Annotated in this window: 19 protein-coding genes and 1 tRNA gene; 14 read left to right on the top strand and 6 right to left on the bottom strand. The window is 43.7% G+C overall.

Annotation, left to right across the window (positions count from 1 at the left end; translation table 11 throughout):
- Positions 1 to 14: 14 nt before the first annotated feature.
- From ID165_RS04300 to ID165_RS04290, 3 genes are read right to left on the bottom strand one after another with little or no spacing between them, the layout of a single operon-like run.
- Entirely contained in the window at positions 15 to 1,127 is a 1,113-nt protein-coding gene (locus tag ID165_RS04300; RefSeq protein ID WP_192349150.1) for an efflux RND transporter periplasmic adaptor subunit, read from the bottom strand.
- A gap of 27 nt (positions 1,128 to 1,154) precedes the next feature.
- Positions 1,155 to 2,474 (bottom strand): TolC family protein, encoded by a 1,320-nt coding sequence (locus ID165_RS04295; RefSeq protein ID WP_192349149.1) that lies wholly within the window; start codon positions 2,472 to 2,474, stop codon positions 1,155 to 1,157.
- Positions 2,475 to 2,517: 43 nt separating this feature from the next.
- Entirely contained in the window at positions 2,518 to 3,096 is a 579-nt protein-coding gene (locus ID165_RS04290) for a TetR/AcrR family transcriptional regulator (protein ID WP_192349148.1), read from the bottom strand.
- A gap of 363 nt (positions 3,097 to 3,459) precedes the next feature.
- Between ID165_RS04290 and ID165_RS04285 the strand changes: the two genes are divergently transcribed.
- From ID165_RS04285 to ID165_RS04275, 3 genes are all read left to right on the top strand, one after another.
- A tRNA-Leu gene (locus ID165_RS04285) sits at positions 3,460 to 3,541 on the top strand.
- 115 nt (positions 3,542 to 3,656) lie between these two features.
- Positions 3,657 to 4,505 (top strand): alpha/beta hydrolase family protein, encoded by an 849-nt coding sequence (locus ID165_RS04280; protein ID WP_192349147.1) that lies wholly within the window; start codon positions 3,657 to 3,659, stop codon positions 4,503 to 4,505.
- An 88-nt stretch (positions 4,506 to 4,593) separates the two neighbouring features.
- Complete coding sequence (locus ID165_RS04275; protein ID WP_192349146.1) at positions 4,594 to 5,745, top strand: 1-acyl-sn-glycerol-3-phosphate acyltransferase; 1,152 nt, start codon at positions 4,594 to 4,596, stop codon at positions 5,743 to 5,745.
- On the opposite strand, the gene ID165_RS04270 is transcribed toward ID165_RS04275, so the two are convergent.
- Entirely contained in the window at positions 5,720 to 6,940 is a 1,221-nt protein-coding gene (locus ID165_RS04270; RefSeq protein WP_192349145.1) for a GAF domain-containing sensor histidine kinase, read from the bottom strand. The two genes, ID165_RS04275 and ID165_RS04270, sit on opposite strands and share 26 nt — an antisense overlap.
- A 61-nt stretch (positions 6,941 to 7,001) precedes the next feature.
- On the opposite strand from ID165_RS04270, the gene ID165_RS04265 reads away from it, so the two are divergent.
- From ID165_RS04265 to ID165_RS04225, 9 genes are all read left to right on the top strand, one after another.
- Positions 7,002 to 7,643 (top strand): peptidylprolyl isomerase, encoded by a 642-nt coding sequence (locus ID165_RS04265; protein WP_192349144.1) that lies wholly within the window; start codon positions 7,002 to 7,004, stop codon positions 7,641 to 7,643.
- 46 nt (positions 7,644 to 7,689) lie between these two features.
- Entirely contained in the window at positions 7,690 to 8,772 is a 1,083-nt protein-coding gene (locus tag ID165_RS04260; RefSeq protein WP_192349143.1) for a Gfo/Idh/MocA family protein, read from the top strand.
- Positions 8,773 to 8,990: 218 nt separating this feature from the next.
- Positions 8,991 to 9,749, top strand: coding sequence for an SDR family NAD(P)-dependent oxidoreductase (locus tag ID165_RS04255; RefSeq protein WP_192349142.1), 759 nt, complete (start codon positions 8,991 to 8,993; stop codon positions 9,747 to 9,749).
- Between the two features lie 132 nt (positions 9,750 to 9,881).
- Positions 9,882 to 10,742, top strand: coding sequence for a fumarylacetoacetate hydrolase family protein (locus ID165_RS04250; protein ID WP_192349141.1), 861 nt, complete (start codon positions 9,882 to 9,884; stop codon positions 10,740 to 10,742).
- Positions 10,739 to 11,566 carry an amidohydrolase gene (locus tag ID165_RS04245; protein WP_192349140.1) on the top strand — a complete coding sequence of 276 codons (828 nt, stop codon included), beginning with the start codon at positions 10,739 to 10,741 and terminating at the stop codon, positions 11,564 to 11,566. The genes ID165_RS04250 and ID165_RS04245 overlap by 4 nt, the downstream gene beginning before the upstream one ends.
- A 667-nt stretch (positions 11,567 to 12,233) precedes the next feature.
- Positions 12,234 to 12,998: an SDR family oxidoreductase gene (locus ID165_RS04240; protein WP_192349139.1), complete on the top strand. Its 765-nt coding sequence runs from the start codon at positions 12,234 to 12,236 to the stop codon at positions 12,996 to 12,998.
- 15 nt (positions 12,999 to 13,013) lie between these two features.
- Positions 13,014 to 14,321 carry an L-fucose:H+ symporter permease gene (fucP, locus tag ID165_RS04235; protein ID WP_192349138.1) on the top strand — a complete coding sequence of 436 codons (1,308 nt, stop codon included), beginning with the start codon at positions 13,014 to 13,016 and terminating at the stop codon, positions 14,319 to 14,321.
- 180 nt (positions 14,322 to 14,501) lie between these two features.
- Positions 14,502 to 14,843 carry an L-rhamnose mutarotase gene (locus tag ID165_RS04230; protein ID WP_192349137.1) on the top strand — a complete coding sequence of 114 codons (342 nt, stop codon included), beginning with the start codon at positions 14,502 to 14,504 and terminating at the stop codon, positions 14,841 to 14,843.
- 10 nt (positions 14,844 to 14,853) lie between these two features.
- Positions 14,854 to 15,768, top strand: coding sequence for an alpha/beta hydrolase (locus ID165_RS04225; protein WP_192349136.1), 915 nt, complete (start codon positions 14,854 to 14,856; stop codon positions 15,766 to 15,768).
- Between the two features lie 323 nt (positions 15,769 to 16,091).
- On the opposite strand, the gene ID165_RS04220 is transcribed toward ID165_RS04225, so the two are convergent.
- Positions 16,092 to 16,391 carry a GIY-YIG nuclease family protein gene (locus ID165_RS04220; protein WP_192349135.1) on the bottom strand — a complete coding sequence of 100 codons (300 nt, stop codon included), beginning with the start codon at positions 16,389 to 16,391 and terminating at the stop codon, positions 16,092 to 16,094.
- A 285-nt stretch (positions 16,392 to 16,676) separates the two neighbouring features.
- On the opposite strand from ID165_RS04220, the gene ID165_RS04215 reads away from it, so the two are divergent.
- Positions 16,677 to 17,366 (top strand): HAD family hydrolase, encoded by a 690-nt coding sequence (locus ID165_RS04215; RefSeq protein WP_192349134.1) that lies wholly within the window; start codon positions 16,677 to 16,679, stop codon positions 17,364 to 17,366.
- A gap of 815 nt (positions 17,367 to 18,181) precedes the next feature.
- Here ID165_RS04215 and ID165_RS04210 read toward each other — a convergent pair.
- Positions 18,182 to 19,927: an ABC transporter ATP-binding protein gene (locus ID165_RS04210; protein WP_192349133.1), complete on the bottom strand. Its 1,746-nt coding sequence runs from the start codon at positions 19,925 to 19,927 to the stop codon at positions 18,182 to 18,184.
- 204 nt (positions 19,928 to 20,131) lie between these two features.
- Between ID165_RS04210 and xerA the strand changes: the two genes are divergently transcribed.
- Positions 20,132 to 21,238: a site-specific tyrosine recombinase/integron integrase gene (gene xerA / locus ID165_RS04205; protein ID WP_192349132.1), complete on the top strand. Its 1,107-nt coding sequence runs from the start codon at positions 20,132 to 20,134 to the stop codon at positions 21,236 to 21,238.
- Positions 21,239 to 21,318: the final 80 nt, after the last annotated feature.

Here is a 21,318-nt window from a genome sequence, read left to right as displayed (position 1 = left end):
ATTGAAAAATCGATTTATTGGGCTGCAGTCTGCTCAGTAATCTGGGCTCCTTCCCGTAGCTTCTGAATACCGGTCACTACGATTTTGGCACCTTCCTGCACACCACTTCTTACTACAATCCCTTCTGCTATCCGAGTACCTAAGATCACATTTTGTTGCTTCACCGTGTTATCCTCCTGCACCACATAGACGAAATATTCCCCCATCTGCTCAGTCACCGCTTTGTAAGGTATCACCAATTGCTCTCCTATATCTTCATTCAGCACCATGAGGTTCACTGTCATTCCGGCGATAAGATCGCGGTCTGGATTAGGAAATTGTACCCGCAAATTAATCGTACCTGATTGTCTCCCTACAGCTCTGTCTATCGTGGTGAATTTACCATTGTAGGGGTAAACTGTGCCGTCGCTGAATTTTATTCTGAACAGTGAATCCGGTGCATTCTCTGCCTTTAACATTTTATTGAACCGTGGAATTTCACGTTCATTGACCACAAAATTCAAAGCCATCGGATCGTTTGAAGACAGGGTGTTCAATAAAGGCTGGCCGGGGGAAACCTGCGTCCCAAGTCTCACCTGAGAAATACCGACTGTACCATCAAAGGGAGCCACCAATACGGAATAATTAAAATCAGTACTAGCCGATTGATATTGGGCTTTGGCCGAACTGACCTGCGCTTTGGCATTCAATACTTCCGTCTGGGCATGATCCAGCGTTTGCTTAGCGATAGCATCCTCAGCATCCAATTTCTTATAGCGTTCATAGTCTTTTTCCATTCTAGCCAGATTTGCCTCAGCACTCTGTACCAATGCATCAGCCTGCTGCACAGTAGCCGCATATTTGCTACGGTCGATTTCATAGAGCTTCTGGCCCTTCCTCACTTCCTGACCGTCCTGTATGTAAATATTGGTAATGTACCCGCCTATTTGCGGACGGATTTCCACCTCATTCAGGGGCACAAGTGTAGCAGGGTATTCGTCAAGTCCCGTTACGGATTTTTTCACCAAGGTATAAGTGGTGACCGCTGTGGCTGCCGGAGCCTGCTGTCCGGTCTGCTGCTTTTGCCCGCAAGAAAAACCAGCTATAATCAAGGCTGAAAAAGCCACTAGTTTGTATGATAAGTTCATGTGATATTAAATTTAATGCTGTTCTAATTAATTGATAGTGCCTAAAGCTTTTTCCAGGTCAAGCTTATCTTCCAGTACCTGGTAAAAAGCATTGATATGATTAATCTGGGCAGTTTGCAGATCAGTCTCAGCTACGACTAAATCCACATAGGCTTTGATACCTTCATCGTATTGCATCTTGATGATATTGTACACTTCTTCAGCCATTTCCATATTCTCTCTGATCAGCTGCCATTCGTAGATACTACTGTTGTAATCCGCCAAAGCGGTGGAGTATTCCGTTTTTATCTGATTTCCCAGATTTTCGATTTCAACGTTTCCCCGCTCTACTTGAAGTTCGGCAGCCTTCACTTTATGAACCCGTTTTCCTCCCTGAAAAATCGGAATAGACAAATTCAATCCCACTGCCGAAATTGGATATGCTGTATTGTATAAATTGGAGAAATCCTGACTGAAGTAATTCCAATTGTATCTGTAATAGGCAGACAGCTGAGGCAAGTAATTCCATTTTTCATACCCTGTTTGGATTTCATTGAGCGTTTGCTGGGTTTTCAAAAGCTGATACTCAATGCGGTTCTCAAGTACTAATGGATCTGCAGCATTCCCTCCGATATTCCCCGCAGCACCTTCCAAGTCAAACTCAATCCTAAAATCCAGACTATCCGGATAACCCATCAATTGCTTCAGATAGTCATATTTGGCATCAAAAGAGTTTGCCACTCTATTTCGGTCACTCTTCACGTTAGTCAGTGCAATCGACGCACGCTGGTAATCTGTCTTGTCCACCAGCCCGGCGTCAAAGCGGCTGTAAGCGTCCTTATATTGCTTCTCCAGACGATCCAGATTTTGGTCAAGGATATTCAATTGCTCCTCGGATAATAAAATAGAGTAAAAAGCTTTACTCACATCCACCACGGTATTGATCCGCGCATCTTCTATCACCTGGTGAAGTTGCTGACGGTAATACTTCGAAGATTTCGAGGCGAAAAGCTGATCTCTATTGAACAAGGTCTGGTCTGCCTGAAGCAAAATATTTGAATTGTAAGGCTGCCCAAAAGTGATCAGCTGATCACCAATAATCTGCTGCTGAAGCTTGATATTATAGGCTCCGGCAGCAGAGGCTGTAATCTGAGGATACCAGTCCGCCAAATTGGATTTGATATTGCGGTCTCCTATTTCCCGGTCTAGCTGTGCCTGTCGGATGATCGGACTCCGCTCCAGAGCAAATTCCACCACCTGATCCAAGGTTAGCACGCCTTGGGGCACAGTACTTTCTTCCTGACTGTAGGCAGCTTTTGACAAGAGTAAAATACTCAAGCTCACCAACAGTAAACGTTTTTTGAACATCTGTGTAATAATTAATTGGTTTAGTTTGAAAAAGGTTTTTGGGTCATACGCTCTTGATACCATCCCAGATCAGCTGGGATATCTCTTCCAGATTCACATTATTTCTGGCTAGCTTGTTTTTGAAATTCATTTTGACTCTCACGATAGATTTTATATTGCCATTGACCAAAATGGATAATACTACGGGATTGATGTCACGGATAGCTCCTTCATCCATGCCTGACTGAAAAAACCCGTGAGCCCATTCATGCCAAGCATTGGGTTTATTTTGAGTCTCCTCCGAATTGAATGGAGAATTCAGAAACTGATCATAGAACCCATGAAATGAAGGGTTTAACTCATAAAAATCGGTTAAATTTTTCCAATAATTATAAAATCGATCTTTAAATACCAGCGTAGTATCGTCCCGATCTGAAACATATTTCTTGATTTCCTCGGCTACATACTCGTAAATCCCAAAGATCAATGCCTCCTTATTTTCAAAATAAGTATAGATGGTACCCGCAGCAACGCCGGCATTTTTTGCAACTTGACTTACAGGGCTAGCATGAAACCCATGCTCCTGAATCAAATCAAGCGCGCTTAGGATGATACACTTCTTTTTATCTAGCAAATTATGCATGGATTTTTAGGATGAATGAACGTTCAATCACCAGACTGTTCCAAAAGTTCCAACATGCTGAAAAAAAATCCAACTATTCTAAGAATGGCATTTATCCTTTATAAGTAGACTCTATGGAACCGTGCACATAGCCGACCATTAAATGGAAGTAAAAATTCTTAGCCCCGGCAGAGAGAATAGCTCAAATTGATCTTTACCGCCGGTTTCATAACTTACGTGCAACGATGCGGATAATCAGAAAAATAAATCAATTGAAAATGAATAAGTTCCACACTCCCAAAGTACTTTCCGACATTTTACATAGGGATTTAATATTATTTTAATCCAATAATTGGTAACATTGCAACCCAATTGAAAACAGCTGCGGATGTGGCGAAATTGGTAGACGCACTAGACTTAGGATCTAGCGCCGCGAGGCATGGGGGTTCGAGTCCCTCTATCCGCACATCAACCTCCCGAACTATCGGGAGGTTTTTTATTTTTGTCAGGGTTACATCTTAGGATAATCTTTTTTATAATCCGTATTTTGTCAACTCTTCTAGCCCACTTAACCCTATTCTATGAAAAATTGCTCACTCCTTCTGGTTTTACTTCTTCCAACATTTGTTTTTGCCCAGGCTAAAGTTGACACTATAGAAGTATTTAGCCAAGCAATGAACAAAACGCTGAAAGCAGCAGTCACTACCCCCCCTTCATATGATGGCACTAAGCAATTTGCCACGCTGTACCTACTGCATGGAGGAAGCGGTGCTTTTAGTGATTGGCATCAAAAGGTTACCCAGCCCGGACTTGTCAGCCGAATGGCTGAAGAACACGAATTGATTATTGTCACTCCTGGCGTAGGGCCACATAGTTATTACTTCGATAGCCCAAAAATGGATTCAGTGCAATATGAGACTTACATCACCGCTGAATTGATTCCCTACATAGACAAAACTTACAAGACCTTGGCTCAAAAAGAATCCAGGGCAATCACCGGCTTATCAATGGGCGGGCATGGTGCCATAATACTCAGCGCAAAGCATCCCGATCTATTCAACGCCGCTACCAGCATGAGTGGCGTAATGAACATCGACACCCGCCTATGGAAAGTTCCTGCAGAATTCAGTACCCTTAGGCAAAGCCAACAACAAGAAATGCTTGGAGAGGATCTTCTGTATGATGCGCCGTTCAGCACTTATACTGCAGTAGGATTAGTTGACAAAATGAAAGAGAACAGAATCGCTTTGCTAATGGACTGTGGTGTGGATGATTTCTTATTGGAAACCAACAGACAAATGCATCAACTACTCCTGGAAAACGGTACCCCCCACGACTACACTGAGCGTCCGGGTGCCCATACTTGGGAGTATTGGACCGACGCACTTCCTTTTCATCTCCTCTTTGTGGTTAAGCACCTCACCAGATAATTCGAGAGAACATTAACTAAGATACATGTAAATTAGCTTAGAATTCTGATCTAAAATTTGCTTTTTGCAGACCATCCAAAAGATAATTATGTCGCAATTTGATACAATCAGGCCTTTTTATGACGCAGAAGCCAACGCTGCAATCCGCAAGATTGTAGATGACCCTATGCTTGAGGCTATGATGAGTTTCACCTTTCCGTCTGATACTAAGGAGCATTGGAAAGACCTGATGGTCCATACGCATTCGCTAAGAGACTTCCAGGTCAACTTTATTTACCCTGGAGTACAGAAAGTCTTGGAAAAAAGCTCGGAAGGTTTGAGTACGGGCGGTTTTGAGCAATTGGAATCCAATACTGCTTACCTATTCATATCAAATCACCGGGATATTATCCTCGACACTTCATTGCTGAATGCATGCCTATATGAAAATGGCCTGGTCCTCACGACTTCTGCTATTGGGGACAATTTGATCCAAAAACCATTCTTGCATACGCTTTCCCGGCTAAACAGAAATTTTGCGATAAAACGTGGACTTCAGGGAAGGGCTCTCCTCGAAAGCTCCCAATTAGCCTCCGCATACATAAAGAAGTCACTTCTTACCGAAAATCGATCGGTATGGACCGCGCAGCGGGAGGGAAGAACCAAAGATGGCAATGACGCTACGCACAGAGGGGTACTGAAAATGCTCACGCTGGCAGAAGAAGCAAATCCCTTTGGCTTTTTTGAAAAAATCAAAGTGGTACCAGTCTCCATTTCCTATGAATACGACCCTACTGATGTCTTGAAGATGCCCGAATGGCTAGCCAAGTCTAGGGATGAAAAGTATGTCAAAGGTGAAAATGAAGACTTTTTGAATCTTCTTCGGGGAATCATCGGCTCCAAAAAAAGAATCCACCTACAAGTAAATGGTATTTTGGAAAAGGAAATCCGGGAAATCTCAACTATGGAACTGAGTCAACCCGACAAACTCAGCAAGCTGGCAGAGTGCATTGACCAAAAAATCTGGACTGGATACAAGCTTTGGCCTAGTAATTACATCGCACATGATTTACTCTATGGAGATAGGGAATATATGGAGTTCTACACAGATGCTGAGAAGATATCCTTTGAAAAAAGAATGAATGAAAAGGTCAACACTAAGAATGAATTTCTAATCAAAAGCTTCTTGGCAATGTATGCCAATCCGGTAAATAATCAAAAAGCGGCCCTTAATCTTAATTCACCTTCATCTCAATCCTAAATCTCGTCCCTTTCCCCAATTCGGAAGCTATTTCCATAGTTCCATCACGCTGTCGGACAAGGTGCCTTACCAAACTCAATCCTAAACCAAATCCCACTTCACCTCCCGTTCCTTGATTCGTAGAGGTTCCTCCCTCTAAAATTTCACTGATTTTTGCATAATCCATCCCCATTCCATTGTCTTCCACGCTAAAGTCTAAAATCAAATCCAACTCCCTTCGTTTCAAATTCATTTCTACCTGAATTTCACCTTGCGGGTTGGTGAATTTGATGGAGTTGGATAGTAAATTACCCAAAATCTGAAGAACATAGAGCTTGGAAAAGCATTCTAGTTGATTCTCTTCACTTAGTCTTACTGTGAATTTGATTTGTTTGACCTTTATCTGGGGAGCCAATAGACGCAAGATTGTTTCTTTGAGCTTGATCAGATTTGTTTCCCCTTCTTTTAAATCACGGATTCTATGTATACTCCTGTCAAATTCCTTTGAAAGAATGTCTTTGGACAAATCGAGCAATGACAAACTGCTCTGCTTAATCATTTCTGAATATTCCCTTATTTCTTCCCTCCCTATGGGACTACTTTCATCCAAAATCAAATCTGACAGCCCTATGATCCCTCCTATCGGGCCACGGATATCATGAACCAGCTTTTTTTGGGACAATTCAGATTCAAGAAGATTATTTTTAAGATTGGCCACCAGATTATTTACCCGCAGTCTATCTACAATCTGCAATGCAATCAATCTCAAAATTGCCTTTACATCCTCAGAAAGATATTTCAGGTTACTATCCATCACACACAACGCCCCCAGATTATATCCTTCCGGTGAAGTCAATGGCACCCCCATATAATAGCGTAGATTAGGTGATCCTTTTACATAGAACTTATTTTTAAAACGCTCATCTATACTTAAATCCTCCACTTCAAAACCCTCATTAGAATAAGTTTGGATGGTGTATTGGCACACCGAATCTTCTCTGGGCATTTGTGTGATGTCCAACCCAAATGAAGACACGCTCCACTGTGTAAAGGAATCTATTAGATTAACCAAAGAGATTTCTGTCCCCGAAATCTTAGCCGCAAGCTCTGTAAGGAAATTCAGGCCTTGCTTTGGCTCATAGTAGTCTATTCCCAAATTACTGAGTGCCAATAGTCTGTCTAATTCATTCTCGTGTAAAGAAGATATTTGATTCATTTCACTACTTTTATTTCTCAGGTTACAAAAAATCTATATTTAGAATTCCTATCCAAACGAAATGAACATTTCTTTTCTGCCTTATATCCAATTAAGCAATTTCAAGGTTCCCTATCCCCTTTCAATAGGAACGGTACTAATTATCAATCTATTAATTTTCCTACAAGGAATAACCTTTGCCCAAACTCCCCCGGAAACAGTACCTGTAGGCCAAATCATCACGCCCTATGGTGAGATTTTGATTCGGCTCGATGACCGAACACCAAATCACAAAGAAAGCTTCATAGCCCTGGCAAATGCAGGTTATTGGGACTCGCTGACATTCAATCGAGTGATCCCAAACTTTGTAGCCCAGGGTGGATGTCCTGATACTGAGGAAGGATTCAACGATCCCGAATACTTACTGAAGCCGGAGTTTGTACCTGAGCTCACTCATGTCTATGGTGCAGTAGGTGCGGGTAGGGATGACAACCCGGGTAAATTATCTGCAAGATGTCAGTTCTATATCGTTCAAAATCCCGATGGATTACATAGGCTGGATGGTGACTACACTGTTTTTGGTCAGGTAATCAAAGGAATGAGTGTGATAGAACAAATCGTCCGTGTGAAGCGCGATAGTACAGACGAACCCATCAAGCCTGTCACCTTATCTGTGAAAGTCATCCAACTTTCGAAGGAGGAAATGATGAAAAAATCCAATTGAGCCGTAGTTCGATTTCAATAAAGATCACAAGACCAATAGTTCCAGAATGTCAACACAAAACAAACCGATCAGAATTCTGGTCGTCGGCTGTGGGAATATGGGAATTGCCCATGCCGCAGCATATCACAAGTTTCCCAAGTTCGAAATCTGTGGACTGGTATCCAGAGGTGATTCCAATAGGAAACTTAATGGGCAGCTTCGAGCCGACTATCCCTTATATTCAGATTTTGGGAAAGCTTTGGCAGAGTCAAAACCTGATGCAGTGTGCATTTCCACTTATCCCGACACCCACGAGGATTTTGCCGTAAGATCATTGGAGGCCGGGTGCCATATTTTCATCGAAAAACCTCTTGCCGACTCCATCGCAGGATGTGAGCGGATTATTGCAAAAGCCCAGGAAGTCAACAAAAAAGTAGTTGTAGGCTATATTTTGAGACATCATCCTTCCTGGATACGATTTATTGCAGAAGCTGAAAAGCTCGGAAAACCGCTTGTGATGCGAATGAATCTCAATCAACAAAGCCAGGGCTACATGTGGGATGTACACCGTAAACTGATGAAAAGCCTCAGCCCAATCGTAGATTGTGGGGTGCATTACATCGATGTGATGTGTCAGATGACGGGATCCAAACCTGTCTCTGTTTCGGCTATCGGTGCCAGACTTACTGAAGATATCGCTGAAGATAATTACAATTACGGCCAACTTCAGATCCGCTTCGAAGACGGCTCGATCGGCTGGTACGAAGCCGGCTGGGGACCTATGATCAGTGAGACAGCTTTTTTTGTGAAGGACGTTTTTGGACCGAAGGGAGCCGTTTCTATTACCGCAAAAGACGCCGGTGCAAGCGGACAATCCGATAATGTGGATTCACATACAAAAACTGAGTCCATCCGAATACACCATGCTGCAATAGATTCTGAAAACAAGTTTACAAAGACTGATGAATGGATCGATCTCGCTGACGAACCCGGTCACCAGGAGCTTTGCAATCGCGAGCAGTTGTATTTTCTGAAAGCCATTGAAGAAAATCTTAATCTGGACCATCACTTGGAAGATGCCCTAAACAGCCTCAAAATTGCCTTTGCCTGCGATGAATCGGTCAAAACCGGTGAAACAGTAATGCTTTGATATAATCAGCTGTAAAGATTCCGGAAGCCATGTCTTCTTTGGTTTATGTGGCTAGAAGACGGGCGAGAGAAGACCCAAGCGGCAATGGCCATGCATTTATCATTGCTTGTAATGCTTTTAAAACCCTTCCGGTAAAAAAGCGACGATACATAAACTAATCTGTACAAAATTCTTTGGCACTAAAAAATGCAGGTGCTACCTTCCATTTTGATTTAAGCATGGAAAATAAAACAGTACTCATTACAGGCGGAGCATCCGGAATCGGACTCGCCATGGTTCAGCTATTCGCATCCAAAAAAACTAAAGTCTATTTCATCGACATCAACCCTGAAGTGGGTGAAAAAGTGGCGCAAGAGGAACGATCAAAAGGCCACGAGGTCACATTTCTTTGCGGAAGCGTAGCTGATCCTGCAGAATCAGAATCCCTAGTCCAATCCATCCCCGGCAAAATCGACACGCTGATCAACAACGCCGGGGTTTCCCATATAGGAAACCTGGAGACAACTTCCACCGAGGATTTTGACAGAGTGTTTCAGGTGAATGTGAAAGGAATGTTCAACTGCACCAAAGCGGCACTGCCAAAACTGAAGGAAAACGGTGGGGGATCCATTCTCAACATGGCCTCTGTAGCGGCTACTATCGGCATTCCGGATCGATTTGCGTACAGCATGACCAAAGGAGCGGCTCTATCCATGACACTCAGCATAGCCAGAGATTATGTAGCAGACGGGATCCGCTGTAACTGCCTGTCACCGGGAAGAGTGCACACACCTTTTGTGGATGGTTTTTTGGCAAAAAACTATCCTGGTAAAGAGCAGGAAATGTTTGAAAAACTTGCCGCAACCCAGCCCATTGGCAGAATGGCCACTCCGGCAGAGATTGCCGAGCTCGCCTATTTTGTGAGTGCGGATACGGGAAGCTTTATCACAGGAACCAATATTCCGATAGACGGAGGATTCTTGGGATTGAAAATGTGATTCGATTTACGAGTTAGGAATTACGATTTACGAGCTCAATGCATTTATTCAACTCAATGACAACCTTGACTCTTGACTCTAACTTCTTGACTTTACTTACTTGATACTATAATCTAATTATTTGATACTACTATGAAACTTATACGATTCGGCGAAGCCGGCAAAGAACAGCCTGGAATCCAGGACGAAAATGGCAAATACCTGGACTGCTCAGCATTTGGCGAGGACTGGAATGAGCAATTTTTCACTGACAACGGTTTGGCCAGACTGGAAGAGTGGCTAAATGCCAATCAGAAGAACTTAAATGAAATTCCGTCCGGCTCCAGACTTGGTTCTCCTATCGCCCGGCCTTCCAAAATCATCTGTATAGGTCTTAATTACCGTCAGCATGCCATAGAATCAGGAATGGCAGTTCCCGAGGTCCCTATTATTTTCATGAAGGCAACTTCTTCGCTTTGTGGACCTTTTGACAATATTTTGATCCCGAAAAACTCGGTAAAAACGGACTGGGAAGTAGAACTGGCAGTGGTCATCGGCAAGCGGGCCAAGTACGTGAGCAAAGAAAATGCGATGGAATATGTGGCCGGCTACTGTGTCCACAATGATGTCAGCGAGCGCGATTTCCAATTGCATCATGGAGGACAGTGGGTCAAAGGCAAAAGTGCGGACAACTTCGCCCCGTTAGGGCCTGTCTTGGTCACCAAAACTGAAATCGAAGATCCGCACAACTTAAGACTCTGGCTGAAACTGAACGGAAAGATGCTTCAGGACAGCAACACCTCTGATCTGGTTTTTGATACTCCTACACTGATCGAGCACCTGAGCCAATACATGACATTATTGCCCGGTGATGTGATTTCCACCGGTACTCCGGCAGGCGTTGGCCTGGGCTTGACCCCTCCTACCTACCTGAAAGAAGGTGACGTGGTAGAACTGGGCATCGAAGGACTTGGCGAAGCCAAGCAAACAGCAATCAACGACCCTGAAGCATGAGACTGGATTCCCACCAGCACTTTTGGAAGTACCATCCCCAGAAACACTCCTGGATCACCGACGATATGAAGGTGATCCGGCGGGACTTTCTTCCCGAGGATCTACTGCCCATTTTAGCGGAGCATCAGATCAATGGTTGCGTAGCCGTGCAGGCGGATGAGAGTTTTCGGGAAACAGCCTACTTGTTGGATCTTGCAGAAGAGCATGAACAAATCAAAGCCGTAGTGGGCTGGGCAGACCTCGCAAGTGATGAGCTGGACAAGGATCTGGATCAGTTTGCTTCGCAAAAAAAGCTGAAAGGCTACAGGGAAATCCTACAGTCCAAAAATGTGGACTATATGCTGCGAAAGGACTTCATCCGGGGCATAGAGAAGATCGGGAAGCGTGGCTATACCTACGACATTTTGATTTTCCACAATCAATTGGAAGCAGCTCTACAATTTGTAAAAAAAGCCCCGGAGCAACCCTTTGTCATCGATCATCTGGCCAAGCCAAATATCAAATTGGGCATTTGGAGAGAATGGAAAAAAGAGTTGTCGCCACTTGCAGAGCGGGAATATATCTTCTGCAAAGTATCCGGAATGGTCACCGAGGCTGATTGGAAAAAGTGGACAGCAAAAGACCTACAGATTTATTTGGACGTAGCTCTTGAGTTATTTGGGCCAAAGCGGCTGATGTTTGGCAGCGACTGGCCAGTCTGCAAGGTGGCGGGAGAATATGAGCAAGTATTGGAAGTAATCGAGCGGTTCACGGATAGGCTTTCCAATTCGGAAAAAGATGCAATTATGGGAAATACAGCTATGGAGTTTTATGGGGTGGTATAATTGTGATTATCTGTATCAGATAGCCATCGGATGATGCCAGTAGCTATATTCTCTTTGCTTTACTGGACGGAAGACCGAAGACGGGTGACCGAAGTACCCTCACGCTAGTGTTTTCCGAATCCTATGATGCTATCATTGCTTTACTGCCGGAAAAGCGAATATACATGTAGAATTATCTTCTACTTTTAATAAGAAAAAAACAGAATGATTCAGGTTATGAAAGTATTTCAAGATTATCGAATTGTCGTGCCACTGGAACGACAATTAAGTTGGTCGAATTTATTAGACTTATCCAATTGAAAAAGTCAGAGGTAATATATTAAGCTGTGAATAAAAATATGAAGGTACATATTAAGCCTGAGGGGCTGACAGAATTATAGCTTTTCGTTATTTTTTGTGAACATCAACCCCAAGGGGGTGATATTATCCGCAGAATTGATAGAATTAGCAGCTATAATTTCACCCTTTCAGGGTTAGGGTTAGCCTATTAAAATTTTTTTTATTGCTATAATAATTTCAACTCCTCGGGCTTGAATAAATTGGAAAAAGAAAAATCTTCTCTGAGTGGGTTAGCTTGCTAGTTTATTTGGCTAACTACAAAAAGTGTCGCCAGTGGCGACAAAATTGTGCTGGAATTATCTTAGTTAACAAAAGAAACTTTTATAAAATGAACCTAAACCTAACCAATAAAGTCATTCTGATATCCGGTGGAGCCAAGGGAATCGGCGGTGCCATTTCCAGAGGATTGATAGCTGAGGGAGCGATTCCTGTGATGATCGATCCTTCAGAAAAAGAAGGAGCCGAAATCCTTGCTTTGGGAGAAGCTTTTCAGATTCCCATCCGGCTGTTCGAAGCTGTGGATTCAGAAAAAACAGTAAAACTTACCCTTGAAAAATACGGAAGAATAGACGGCCTTGTCAACAATGCAGGAGCAAACGACAGTGTGGGACTGGAAAATGGAAACCCGGATGCATTTGAAAAATCCGTGGCCAAAAACCTTAACCATTACTATCATTTGGCACATTTTGCTTTGCCTAATCTGAAGAAATCCAAAGGAAGTATCATCAATATTTCCAGCAAAACAGCGGTGACAGGCCAGGGAGGAACTTCCGGCTACACTGCTGCCAAAGGTGCCCAGCTTTCCCTTACCCGAGACTGGGCGGTGGAACTTCTTCCCTACGAAATCACCGTCAACGCCATCATTCCTGCAGAAGTATACACCCCGCTCTATGAAAACTGGATCAACACATTTCCCAACCCACAGGAGAAGTTAGCTGAGATCACTGCTAAAATCCCTTTGGGAAAACGCATGACCACGCCGGAGGAAATTGCTGCTATGGCTATTTTCCTTCTTTCCGACAAAGCCGCCCATATCACAGGACAGTATCTCTTTGTAGATGGCGGATATACCCATCTTGACCGAGCTTTATAACAAATAACCATCCCCATGACCCAAAAACCTGCCCTAGTCCCCAAGGAACTTCTGCTTCCTTTTATTTTAATCACTTCCCTCTTTGCACTATGGGGCTTCGCAAATGACATCACCAATCCTATGGTGGCCGCATTTAAGCGTGTACTCGAACTGAATAATACGCAAGCTTCCTGGGTGCAAATGGCCTTTTACGGCGGCTATTTCACCATGGCCTTGCCTGCAGCTTTTTTCATCAAGAAGTATTCTTACAAAACAGGAATTCTGCTCGGTCTGGGACTTTATGGCTTCGGGGCATTGCTGTTTTATCCAGCCGCAGCCTGGGAAAGCTATGGTTTTTTCCTTGCCTCTCTATATATTTTGACCTTTGGACTGGCCTTCTTGGAGACTACTGCCAATCCTTATATTTTGTCCATGGGTCCGGAAGCCACGGCAACTCAGCGGTTGAATCTGGCGCAGGCTTTCAATCCCATGGGAGCATTGGCAGGGCTGTTTGTAGCCAAGCAATTTATATTGAATGCACTTCAATCGAATGCAACGGATGCCGATGGGAATATCATTTTCTCTTCGCTGGATGAAGCTGCCAAAGCCGTGATCCGTACGTCCGATCTTCTGGTTATCCGCAATCCTTATGTAATCCTGGGATTGGTGGTGATTGCGATTTTGGTGATTATTGCTTTGGTGAAAATGCCAGAGAGCAAGGAGACAGGAAAGGTAGAATTCACAGCCACTATGGGCCGTCTGTTGAAAAACAGAAACTTTGTGGAAGGCACACTGGCACAGATGTTCTATGTAGGTGCCCAGATCATGGTCTGGACTTACATATACCAGTACGCCGAGGTACTTGGAATCTCCAATGCCGACGCGGTTAATTATGGTTACACCGCTTTGATTGTCTTTTTGGTAGGCCGGTGGATTTGTACATTCTTGCTTCGCTACATCTCCCCTACTAAGTTGCTTAGTATATTTTCCATACTTGCAATTCTCTTCACGGCAGGGGCTATTTTTCTACCCGGAATAAGTGGACTTTATTCTTTGGTGGCAATCTCCTTCGCTATGTCCTTGATGTTTCCGACGATTTACGGAATCGCCCTGGATGGATTGGGAGAGGATTCCAAATTTGCTGCTGCCTATCTAGTCATGGCAATTGTGGGCGGAGCGATCATGCCCACACTACAGGGAATGATCCTGGACATCGGTGGAGTTGGATATGATGATACATTGATTTTAGGGGTTCCCGAAGTCAATTTCTCATTTATTTTACCCCTTTCCTGCTTTGTGATGGTGTTGTTGTTTAGTTTACGAGTGAAATCGTTGAAAAATTGAAAAATCGGAAGATTACTACGCGGCTTTTGGAGCAAGTCTCATGTGCCAATCATATTGCAGTCTCCTGACTGCCAGTTAAAAGAAAAACTCCAACTTTTGCAGTCTGAAGACTGCATTGTAATGTGTCCAAGTCATGAGACTTGAACAAGAGATTTTGAATTATTTGATTAAGATAGAATTATGAAAACCCAAACCTTTGTATTGATCTGTGATCTAAGAGACGATGAGGAGGCAATTCAAGCCTATGTGGAATGCCATAAAGCCGTAGCTCCCGAAATTATAGAAAGTATCCGTGAGGCAGGAATTCTACAAATGAGCATCTATCGCTGGCGACACCGACTGAGCATGATACTGGTAGGAGACGAAAACTTTACTTTCGAAAAGAAAGCCGCCCTGGACAATGCCAACGGGAGAGTACAGGAATGGGAAGCTTTTCTCGGACAATACCAAACCAATCTGCCCGGCACACCCGATAATTGGCGCTGGCAATTAATGGACAAGATTTTTGAATTCAACGCCTAAAATAACACCTATGCAAAAGTACCTTTTAGTAATCAGCCTTATCATGTGTAGCATGATCGTAAATGCCCAAGAAATCGTCCTTCCACTATGGGAGGGAACCCCTCCCCTTCAAAATGACATGGGATTGGAAGAAAAAGCCATAGAAGAAGGAATTATCCGTATAGAAAATGTGCAGATTCCCCAGATCGAAGTTTTTCTGCCAAGCAAGCAAGTGCGCACCGGACAGGCAGTTGTGATTTTCCCCGGAGGAGGATATCATATTTTGGCGTATGATTGGGAAGGAAGAGATTTTGCCAAGTGGCTGAATACACAGGGGATAGTGGGAATAGTGGTCAAATACAGACTTCCGGACTCCAAATCCCTGACTGATGCCAAAGAGGTTCCCCTGCTTGATGCGCAGCGTGCTGTGCGCCTTGTCCGACATCATGCAGAAGAATGGATGATTGATCCCGACAAAATCGGTGTCATGGGCTTCTCCGCCGGAGGACATTTGGCCTCTACAGTCAGCACCCAATATGCCCATGATGTGGAAAGGTCAAAAGACGCAATTGATGCACTTTCTGCCCGTCCTGATTTCTCCATTTTGGCCTATCCGGTTATCTCATTCCGGGATGCGGCTGCCCATTCAGGTTCGAGGAAAAACCTAATCGGAGACAATGCCGACCAAGAATTGATTGACCGCTTTTCCGGAGAACTGAATGTCACTGCGGAAACGCCACAAACATTCCTTGTACATGCCCAGGACGACAGCGGAGTTCCTATAGAAAATAGTTTTCTCTACTACAAAGCCCTGCATGCACATCAGGTTCCCGCTTCCCTCCATATCTATCCCAAAGGCGGTCATGGATTCGGTTTTGGTCTGGGAAAAGGTGCTGTGGCGGGCTGGAGAGACGTGTTGTTGGATTGGCTGGGAGATTTAAAATAGTACCGTCATTGCGAGGAGGTACTACGAAGCAATCTCTGCTTGTTAAACCGGATTGCTTCGTGCCTCGCAATGACGGGAAAGTTATTTCCTTCTTTCAAGATAAAGCACCTACAACTGTAAATTTCTACGTCATTGCGAAGAAGGTATGACCGAAACCTGCCTTACGCAGGCAGGCAATCTATGCTTTGGTTAACGTCATTGCGAGGAGGTACAGCCTGTCCCGCACTTTTGTCAGGAACGAAGCAATCTCGATTTTCATAATAGGATTGCTTCGTACCTCGCAATGACGATAAAAAAAAATGCTATACGACACCAAGGATTAATTACCATTCCCTAATCTCATCCCATAAATCTTTCCAATTGGGGTTCATTGAATTTATCAAATCCTCCTTTCCCTTCCTATTGCCACCTTTAATCTGCTTCTCCCTTACAATTGCCTCATCAATGGAGTGAAAAGATTCAAAAAACACTAGCTTAGTCAAATTGTATTTAGTTGAAAATGAATTAGGATTGAGTTTGTTTCTATGTTCATATACTCTCCTTAAAAGATCATTCGTAACCCCAGTGTACAGTACTGTATGTCTATGATTGGTCATGATGTAAACAGCTCCACCCTTTTGCATAGTTTTAAATTAATAAAAAATAATATCCCTGAGTCGAGGTGCAACGATGCAATTTCAAATCATCCCGATTTATTAGATTGCTTCGTGCCTCGCAATGACGGATTGTATCCCACGTCATTGCGAGGAAGTACGACTGAAGCAATCAAGTGAACGTCATTGCGAGGGAGGTACGACTGAAGCAATCTCTGCTTTGGTAAAACCGGATTGCTTCGTGCCTCGCAATGACGAAAACTGTCCTTAACTTTACAACTCCCGAATATTACACTATTTCAATTTTACAATTCCATGATCAAAGTAATCGCTTTTGATGCCGATGATACCCTATGGGTAAATGAACCCTTTTTTCGTGAGGCGGAGGAGGAATTTGGAAGTCTGATGGAGGATTTCATGCCTAGGCACAGCAGCATAAAAGAACTTTACCGCACAGAAATAGAAAATTTGGGCTTGTATGGCTACGGCATCAAAGGCTTTATGCTATCCATGATCCAGACAGCCCTCCGCATTTCAGGACATAAAATCCCGGTGAAGCTTATCGATAGAATCCTGGAGATCGGCTATGATATGATGCAAAAGCCGGTGGAAATCCTCCCCGGCGTAGAGGAAGTCTTGGCAGAATTACACGACGACTATCGCCTAGTCATGGCCACCAAAGGAGATCTGGTAGATCAGGAGAGAAAACTCAAGAAATCAGGTTTGGATCATTATTTCCATCATATTGAGATTATGAGTGAAAAAAGAGTAGAAGATTTCGCGAAGCTTGTCAGGCATCTCGATGTCTCCCCGGAGGAGTTTCTGATGATGGGAAACAGTCTAAAATCTGATGTTCTTCCGGTATTGGAACTTGGCGGTCATGCCATCCATATTCCATTTCACATTACTTGGGAGCATGAAAAAATCGAACATGAAATCGAACATGACAACTTTTATCAGGCAGAACATATCGCCCAGGTGGTGAAGATGATTAGAAAAATGTAGGATGACGGGTGTTGGGTGATCTCCCTTCGCATCAGCCTCTCCTATTCTATCTTTCGGATCTCAGTTTTCAGATTTGGGATTTGCACCCTACCAAAATCAGGATTCTCCGCTGTTGCTTTCGAAAACTATTCTTTTTAAAACCCATTTAGGGCTTGCTGAAAAAGTCTCAGCTATGCCAGCTTCAAGGCGGCCGAATGAAGATGTATGCTTATACTTCGAATGAGGCCAACGTAGAAGATGGTATGGCTGAGGCTAGCCTAAAAATCACGATTTTAGGATTTTCCAGTGCATGAATAATGACCTATTGTCGTTAAAAAGCTTGCACTTGCTGAAAACCGCTCACATAAAAAAATAGCTTTTAAATTTTTTATCGGCGTTTTTCAGCATGCCCTATTTATTCAGAGATTTAAGTTGCTGAATATCTAACAAATCCTTGGGTCGTGCTGCCCTTCTTTTGCTTACCGGCAAATCATCTAGACTAAATTGGTCAATACTTTCTTTCCATTCAAGGCCCATCTTAATTTTTCTTTAATACAAAATTCTTCCGGTTTGAATCAGTCTTAGCTTCAGTGGGGAACCTTAGAATCCGTCTTGATAACTCAAAAAAGGACATAACTCGCTCGGCTGGACTAAGTTTCAAGAACTCTTCCTGCCTAAGCTTATTACTTTCCTCTTGGGTCATAAACCTGATTTCCATACGCCAATTTAACAAGGATTTTACTCATTCACCTGAGAATTTCTACTTTCTGATTGTACAGCTGATACAAAACAAGAGATTGCCACACTCCTTCGTCGTTCGCAATGACGATCAAACCCTAGATCCTCGCCTGATAAGTATACAGCTGATAATACCTGCCTTGCAGCGCAATAAGTTCATCATGCTGCCCCTGCTCCACGATAGTGCCTTTTTCTACCACCAATATTTGGTCTGCCTGACGGATTGTACTCAGTCTGTGGGCAATTACAAAAGTGGTTCTCCCTTTCATCAACTCCTTCAGACTCGCCTGAATCAATGTTTCAGATTCGGTATCCAAATTAGAGGTTGCCTCATCCAGAATCAGGATTTTGGGATCAGCCAAAATAGCTCTCGCAATCGCTATACGCTGCCTTTGCCCACCGGAGAGCTTCACTCCCCTCTCCCCGATCAAGGTATCCAAGCCATCCTCAAAGCGATCGGTAAACTCCTGCACATGCGCAGCAACTACCGCTTTCTGCAAATCTTCCCCGCTTGCATTGGGTCGCGGAAAAAGGATATTCTCCCTGATCGTGCCTTCAAACAGAAAATCGTCCTGTAGCACCACGCCCAACTTAGCCCGAAAAGAGTCCAGTGTTACCGTCTGCAGGTCGTGCCCATCCAGCGAAATCCTTCCCGAATCCGGGTTCAAAAACGTAGCCGCAAGTCCGGCAATGGTTGTTTTACCGGAACCGGAAGTTCCTACCAATGCAGTCACAGAACCCGCCGGGGCATGGAAACTTACTCCCTTGATCACTTCTTTGCCTTGCTCATAGGCGAATGACACCTTGTCAAATCTGATGTCCCCACTAAAATCGGTTAATGCCAGCGTTCTGGTACGGTCATCCGCTTCCAAGGGAGTATTCATGATTTCCTCCGTACGGTCCAAACCCGCAAAAGCCTCGGTAAGCTGACTGCCTATATTGGACATCTGCACGATCGGAGCAATCATAAATCCCAAGTAAAGTGTGAAGGCAAGAAAATCCCCAAAAGTCATCTCTCCCTGCATAATCATATAGCCCCCCATTCCCATGATTCCCGCCGATGCCAAGCCCAACAGCAAAGCGCCCATAGAAGTCACAAAACTTGTCGCGGTCAGGCTGGCTTTAACATTCTGAAACAGCTCATCTACTCCCCTAGCAAAGGTATTAATCTCCTGCTGCTCTGCATTGAAGCCCTTGATCACCCTGATTCCGCCTAGGGTTTCGGTCAATCTTCCCGTGACCTGTGCATTGATTTTGCCGCGTTCACGGAAAATCGGCCTGATTTTCCCAAAGGCTTTCAGGGAAACCAACCCAAAGATCACCACCGGCAAAAGCACATAGAGCGTCATCATCGGGCTGATACTGATCAGCAGAAAAAGGGAAATAACAGCTGTCAATAAACCGCCTATCATTTGGGCAAATCCGGTTCCGACCAGATTTCTCACACCTTCCACATCGGTCATAATCCTGGACACCAACTCCCCCGTTTTTGCATTATCAAAGAACCGGATCGGGAGCTTGATGATATGTGCCTGAACCTGTGATCGGAGCTTGGAAATCAGATTTTGGGCTTCCACACTGAGGATCTGGGTCAGCGCATAGGAAGTGGATGCCTGCACCACAATTGCCAGCACCACGCCTCCGATCAGCCATTTCAGCATAGTCAAATCATTGGAGGGAATCACGTCATCAATCAAGATTTTACTCGCTCCAGGCAGCACTAGGCTTGCTAGACGGGAGATAATGATCAAAAACAGTCCTAAAAACAAATGCTTTCTCCGGGGCCAAATAATGGTCTTAAAGACCTGCCCCATGGTGACCTTACGCTCAGCTGTTCTAGCCATGAAATAGTAGAGTTAAGTCTGCAAAACCCGATTTGAGTAATTCAGGTTCATAATCAGAAAAAACAACTTGGGAAACAGAAAGAATTCAATTGCTCACTTTGCCGTGGAGAAGCTGACACTCGCCCTTTCCGAAGGCTTCAATAGATGAAATTAGGCATTCTATCAATTTTTCTTAACTTTCATTTTCATTTCATTTTTTTGACCATGAAAACAATTTTTGCCACATCTACAATCTGGAAGAAGAAAGCAGTGGTATTGCTCCAATTCGATTATGACCAAGAGCTTATAGAGTTGGTAAAAACCCTGTCTATGGCAAAATGGAACCCCGAACGAAGAGCTTGGTCGCTCCCCTATTCGGAAGGCATTGTGGAAGAACTTCTCATCTTATTCAAAGGCAAAGCATGGATAGATTATTCCGGTTTCAAAAAAATAAAAGCAGTACAATTACCTGCAAACCTGCCTGAATTGGCACCCAACTTAGACCAAGAAATCAGAAAGTTTATAGCCTGGATGCAGAACAGACGCTATGCCGAATCCACGGTAAAAACCTACAGCCAGAGCCTTAGCCTATTTTTCCGCTATACGGAAAACAAAAAGCCTGAAGAAATCAGCACTGAGGATTTGGAAAATTTCCACCAAAATTATATCCTTAAGAGAAAATACTCAGTTAGCTTTCAATCTCAGGTGATCAATTCGGTAAAGCTGTACTTTTCGAACAAACAAAAACGCAAGCTCGAACCAATAGAGATCGAAAGACCCAAAAAACCCAAACAGCTTCCCCATGTACTCAGCAAAGAAGAGGTGAAAGATATACTCCAAGCGCACAAAAATGTAAAGCATCGGACGATGCTCAGTCTCATCTATGCCTGTGGACTAAGAAGAAGTGAATTATTGAACCTCAAACTGGAAGATGTGGATTCAAAAAGAGGAATGTTAAGAATCAATAAAGGGAAAGGTGCGAAGGACAGGATGGTACCGATCAGTGATAAAATCATCGGGATGCTCAGAGCGTATTACCTAATGGAAAAGCCAGGAAGCTATTTATTTGAAGGGAGTAAAAAGAATACAGCCTATAGTGAAGGAAGTTTGCAAAAAGTATTGAAAACCGCATTGAGTAAAGCCGGGATCAAGAAGCCGGTGACTCTTCATTGGCTAAGACACAGCTACGCCACCCATCTTCTGGAAAGCGGAACGGATCTCAGGTTTATTCAGGAGTTATTGGGGCATAGTTCAAGCAAAACGACTGAAATCTATACCCATGTGAGTCAGAAAAGTCTCCAAAAAGTAAAAAGTCCATTTGATGACCTTTAAAAAAACAATACCAAAAGTGCACATATCCACCCGAAAACGGTTGGATATGTGCACCAAAGGTGCATAAATAAATAAGTTAG

The sequence above is a fragment of the Algoriphagus sp. Y33 genome (assembly GCF_014838715.1).
GTDB lineage: Bacteria > Bacteroidota > Bacteroidia > Cytophagales > Cyclobacteriaceae > Algoriphagus.
The sequence above is the reverse complement of the archived record's forward strand: the minus strand, read 5'-3'. Positions and strand labels throughout refer to the sequence as shown.

Excerpts from the sequence above, each read along its gene's own strand:
- ID165_RS04300 (WP_192349150.1), bottom strand. The coding sequence starts at position 1,127 with ATGAACTTATCATACAAACTAGTGGCTTTTTCAGCCTTGATTATAGCT.
- ID165_RS04295 (WP_192349149.1), bottom strand. The coding sequence starts at position 2,474 with ATGTTCAAAAAACGTTTACTGTTGGTGAGCTTGAGTATTTTACTCTTG.
- ID165_RS04290 (WP_192349148.1), bottom strand. The coding sequence starts at position 3,096 with ATGCATAATTTGCTAGATAAAAAGAAGTGTATCATCCTAAGCGCGCTT.
- ID165_RS04280 (WP_192349147.1), top strand. The coding sequence starts at position 3,657 with ATGAAAAATTGCTCACTCCTTCTGGTTTTACTTCTTCCAACATTTGTT.
- ID165_RS04275 (WP_192349146.1), top strand. The coding sequence starts at position 4,594 with ATGTCGCAATTTGATACAATCAGGCCTTTTTATGACGCAGAAGCCAAC.
- ID165_RS04270 (WP_192349145.1), bottom strand. The coding sequence starts at position 6,940 with ATGAATCAAATATCTTCTTTACACGAGAATGAATTAGACAGACTATTG.
- ID165_RS04265 (WP_192349144.1), top strand. The coding sequence starts at position 7,002 with ATGAACATTTCTTTTCTGCCTTATATCCAATTAAGCAATTTCAAGGTT.
- ID165_RS04260 (WP_192349143.1), top strand. The coding sequence starts at position 7,690 with ATGTCAACACAAAACAAACCGATCAGAATTCTGGTCGTCGGCTGTGGG.
- ID165_RS04255 (WP_192349142.1), top strand. The coding sequence starts at position 8,991 with ATGGAAAATAAAACAGTACTCATTACAGGCGGAGCATCCGGAATCGGA.
- ID165_RS04250 (WP_192349141.1), top strand. The coding sequence starts at position 9,882 with ATGAAACTTATACGATTCGGCGAAGCCGGCAAAGAACAGCCTGGAATC.
- ID165_RS04245 (WP_192349140.1), top strand. The coding sequence starts at position 10,739 with ATGAGACTGGATTCCCACCAGCACTTTTGGAAGTACCATCCCCAGAAA.
- ID165_RS04240 (WP_192349139.1), top strand. The coding sequence starts at position 12,234 with ATGAACCTAAACCTAACCAATAAAGTCATTCTGATATCCGGTGGAGCC.
- fucP (WP_192349138.1), top strand. The coding sequence starts at position 13,014 with ATGACCCAAAAACCTGCCCTAGTCCCCAAGGAACTTCTGCTTCCTTTT.
- ID165_RS04230 (WP_192349137.1), top strand. The coding sequence starts at position 14,502 with ATGAAAACCCAAACCTTTGTATTGATCTGTGATCTAAGAGACGATGAG.
- ID165_RS04225 (WP_192349136.1), top strand. The coding sequence starts at position 14,854 with ATGCAAAAGTACCTTTTAGTAATCAGCCTTATCATGTGTAGCATGATC.
- ID165_RS04220 (WP_192349135.1), bottom strand. The coding sequence starts at position 16,391 with ATGCAAAAGGGTGGAGCTGTTTACATCATGACCAATCATAGACATACA.
- ID165_RS04215 (WP_192349134.1), top strand. The coding sequence starts at position 16,677 with ATGATCAAAGTAATCGCTTTTGATGCCGATGATACCCTATGGGTAAAT.
- ID165_RS04210 (WP_192349133.1), bottom strand. The coding sequence starts at position 19,927 with ATGGCTAGAACAGCTGAGCGTAAGGTCACCATGGGGCAGGTCTTTAAG.
- xerA (WP_192349132.1), top strand. The coding sequence starts at position 20,132 with ATGAAAACAATTTTTGCCACATCTACAATCTGGAAGAAGAAAGCAGTG.